This is a genomic window from Bacillus sp. SIMBA_005, from assembly GCF_046535585.1.
GTDB lineage: Bacteria > Bacillota > Bacilli > Bacillales > Bacillaceae > Bacillus > Bacillus pumilus.
Genome location: NZ_JAWRWI010000508.1, coordinates 1 through 267, shown reverse-complemented (window position 1 = coordinate 267; position 267 = coordinate 1). Strand labels below are relative to the sequence as shown.

The window sequence follows — 267 nt, the reverse complement described above, 5'->3', positions numbered from 1 at the left end:
ATCGTAATAAAGGCGGGCTTCGCGAGCGGTGCCATGATGCGGAAGAAGATCCCGATCTCGCTCACCCCGTCCACGCGCGCCGCGTCGGCGAGCTCCGTCGGCAGGCCCACGAAGAACTGCCGTGCGAGGAACACGTACAGGGGCGCGGACACGAAAGGTACGATCAGCGCCCACCAGCTGTCGATCCATCCGGTCCCGCCCTGACCGAAGATGTCGTTGCCGCCCGCCAGCGGTATACTGCGAACGACGATAAACAGGGGCACGATC

At 64.4% G+C, this 267-nt stretch carries 1 protein-coding gene; it reads right to left on the bottom strand.

Annotation, left to right across the window (positions count from 1 at the left end; all coding sequences use genetic code 11):
- The coding region (locus SB660_RS21095; RefSeq protein ID WP_410584334.1) for an ABC transporter permease subunit at positions 1–267 on the bottom strand (267 nt) is incomplete at both ends.